The sequence below is a fragment of the Stenotrophomonas sp. GD03777 genome (assembly GCF_029842485.1).
Taxonomy (GTDB): domain Bacteria; phylum Pseudomonadota; class Gammaproteobacteria; order Xanthomonadales; family Xanthomonadaceae; genus Stenotrophomonas; species Stenotrophomonas sepilia.
Map to the genome: position 1 here is coordinate 1 of NZ_JAOCGL010000198.1, position 3,136 is coordinate 3,136.

Annotated in this window: 4 protein-coding genes; all 4 read right to left on the minus strand. The window is 67.8% G+C overall.

The features are described from left to right. Positions 1–229: 229 nt before the first annotated feature. The gene (gene rnt / locus N5E02_RS20580; protein ID WP_005408782.1) at positions 230–814 is read right to left on the minus strand and encodes a ribonuclease T; all 585 of its coding nucleotides are present in this window, start codon (positions 812–814) and stop codon (positions 230–232) included. Between the two features lie 234 nt (positions 815–1,048). Next, positions 1,049–1,570 carry a DoxX family protein gene (locus tag N5E02_RS20585; protein WP_279946705.1) on the minus strand — a complete coding sequence of 174 codons (522 nt, stop codon included), beginning with the start codon at positions 1,568–1,570 and terminating at the stop codon, positions 1,049–1,051. A gap of 25 nt (positions 1,571–1,595) precedes the next feature. Then, complete coding sequence (locus N5E02_RS20590) at positions 1,596–2,351, minus strand: putative DNA-binding domain-containing protein (protein WP_012479632.1); 756 nt, start codon at positions 2,349–2,351, stop codon at positions 1,596–1,598. Beyond that, a partial coding sequence (locus tag N5E02_RS20595; protein ID WP_279946706.1) for a DUF692 domain-containing protein occupies positions 2,344–3,136 on the minus strand: 793 nt, incomplete at its 5' end. The genes N5E02_RS20595 and N5E02_RS20590, both read right to left, overlap by 8 nt.

Sequence of the window (3,136 nt, forward strand, 5' to 3'; positions counted from 1 at the left end):
CCCAACGAGCGCAGCGACCCGCTGTTGCTCCCGCTTTTTCTGATCTTTCCGTGGTGCTCGCTGGAAACTGTCCGTGGCCGGGCGGGTGGGCTGCGCAGGGGCGTGAGCCGCATGGATGCGGCGACCGAGCTACAGGGACGTACTTGCAGCGTCCCCTGCGCAGTCCACCCGCCCGGCCCTACCAGGAATCGCTGTCAGCCCGCCACGAGGGGCTCCGCCGTTGGCCGCTTCACCGCGGCCAGGCGTTGGCGATGGTGCAGAACAGCCGCGCGGTCTGCTCGGTGTCATACACCGCGCTGTGTGCCTCGTTGGCATCCCAACCCAGCCCGGCGGCGGTGGCCGCACGCGCCAGCACGGTCTGGCCGTAGGCGATACCGGCCAGGGTGACCGTGTCGAACACGCTGAACGGGTGGAATGGGTTGCGCTTGTGGCCGGTGCGGGCCACGGCCGCGTTGACGAAGCCGAGGTCGAAATGGGCGTTGTGGCCCACCAGGATCGCGCGCTGGCAGCCGTACTTCTTCATCGCCGCACGCACCGGAGTGAAGATGTGGTCCAACGCCGCTTTTTCTTCCTTGGCCAGCCGGAACGGGTGGTCGAGGATGATGCCGGTCACTTCCAGCGACTTCGGGTCGATCTCCAGGCCCTCGGCCGGGACCACGTGGGCACTGGCGGTCTGGCCGGGGTAGAGCAGGCCGTTCTCGTCCATCTCGATCGGCACCGCAGCGATTTCCAGCAGCGCATTGCGCTGGCTGTCGAAGCCGCCGGTTTCCACATCCACCACCACCGGCAGGAAGCCGCGGAAGCGTTGTGACATCGCGCGCTGCGCCTGGGGTACTGCGGAATCGGGAGCGGCGGCAGGTGCGGAGGGGGAGTCAGTCATGCGTGAATTCTAGCAGAGCGACCCTGAGCGCCCGGCCAGCTTTCTGTGCATGGGCTCCCTGCGTGGGCGTGTGTCGACCAAGGTCGACACCTACCGGGCACCGCACGCTCTGGATTCCGGTAGGTGCCAACCTTGGTTGGCACACGGCGCGCCAACCACGGTCGTCATCTAGCGCACCGCAGGCCGTGCCGTCGTGACCGATGGCTGCCACCGGGCCAACCAGGCGTCCACGCTCAGCTTGCCGGCGCCAGTGAAGATCAGCGGCAGCAGCATGGCCATGAACAACACCGGCAGCTTGAAGTTGCCGTAGCCCTGGTCGCTGATGGCATACCCCATCGCGAGGTCACCCAGCGAATTCCATTGCATCGGCCAATGCACCGCATAGGTCGCCACCACGGTCAGCACCAGTAGGCTGGCGGCGGCGAAACGGGTACCGAAACCAAACAGCAGGCAGGCCGCGCCGACCAGTTCGAACCAGATGGCCAGCTGCCAGTTCAGGGCAGCAGGCAGTTGGTTGAACGGGAACGGGAAGGCGCCCTGCAGGTCGGCGAACCAGTTCTGGCCGTGCAGCTTCTCACGGCCGGATTCGAAGTATTCCCAGGCCAGCAGCAGGCGCAGGCCCAGCGGCGCCACCCAGGGGGCGAGACGGTCCAGCCGACCGCGCGCGGCGGCCAGGAGCGGCAGGTTCATCGTTGGATCTCCAGTGGAAGAGGCGTCAGGGCGGGGGGGCGAGCGGGCCGATCACGCCGGCCTGCAGGAACTGCAGCAGCAGTGCGGCACCGGGCTCGGCCAGTACGTCCTCGGCCAGCCCGTGCGAGGTGGCCAGCTGCTGCAGGTACGTCTGTCCTTCCAGGCCGGGCCGTTCGCCGATGCTCGCCAGCAGGTGTACCGCCAGCGGGCTGAGCGCGGCGAATCGCACTTCACCGTCGGCTTCGCGGCGGACCAGCAGGCCGGTGGGTTCTGGAAGGGGCTGGGTCGGCGCATCCTCTGCACCGAGACGGTGCACCGGCCATTGGTACAGCAGCGGCCACGCCAGCGGCGAACGCCGCAGCGGCACCCGAAGTGGATCAGTATCGCCAGGCGCAGGAAGCGGTTCGGCCTGCAGCTGGTACAGCGCGGTTTCCACCCACTCGTAGTGGGCCAGTTCGGCCAGCGCCGGGTGCGGCAGCTGCGGCTGCGCCTGCAGCCACTGCACGAACTCGGCGGCCAGTTCGGTGAACAGCGGTGTCTGGCAGCGATGGGTGGCGAAGTAGTGGCGCACCAGGGCGCTCCAGGCCGGTTCGCCAAGCAGGCGCACGCAGACCGGGAAACCGTTGCTCAACAGGCCGAGCAGGTTGTTGAACAGCAGGTGCCGATACACCGCGACCCGGCGTGGCTCCAGTCCGGCCGGTGCGGGTACCGCCTGCGGGTTGCGCAGGTGCGCGGTGAAGGCGTGCTGCTGCGCGCGCAGGGTGTCGGCGGAATCAGCCATGTGCCGCCCCGGCATGTGTGGCCTGCAGGCGGCGGATGGTCTGCAGTTCGCCCTGCAGTTCTGCATACGGCGGGAAATTGAAATCGCGTTCGAGCAGGGTGGGACGCGGGCCGATGCGTGCATAGGTACGCGCCAGCAGCGCCCAGACCGGATCGATCACCGCGCTGCCGTGGGTATCGATCTTCAGGTCGGGTGCCTCGTCCAGGTGCCCGGCCACATGCAGGCAGACGATGCGCCGTGCAGGCAGGCCGGCGATGAAGGCATCGGCATCGTAGCCGTGGTTGCAGGCGTTGACGTAGACATTGTTGACGTCCAGCAGCAGGTCGCAGTCGGCTTCGGCAAGCACGGCATTGGTGAAGGCCAGTTCGTCCATCGCCGGCGCGGGTGCCAGGTAGTAGGACACGTTCTCCACTGCGATGCGACGGCCCAGCAGGTCCTGCACGCGGCTGATGCGCTGCGCGGTATGGCGCACGGCTTCGTCGGTAAAGGGAATCGGCAGCAGGTCGTACAGGTGGCCGTCGTCGCTGCAGTAGCTCAGGTGCTCGCTGTACAGCGGCACGCGGTGCTTTTCGAGGAACCGGCCGACCTGTTCCAGCAGCTGGGTATCCAGCGGTGCACTGCCGCCCAGCGACAGCGACAGGCCGTGGCAGCTCAGCGGATGGCGCTGCGCCAGTTCGGCCAGGGCATCACCGGCCGGGCCGCCGACATGGATCCAGTTCTCCGGTGCGCATTCGAGGAAGTCGAAGTCGCCTTCCGGGGCGTCACGCAGGTCCTGCAGCAGCGCC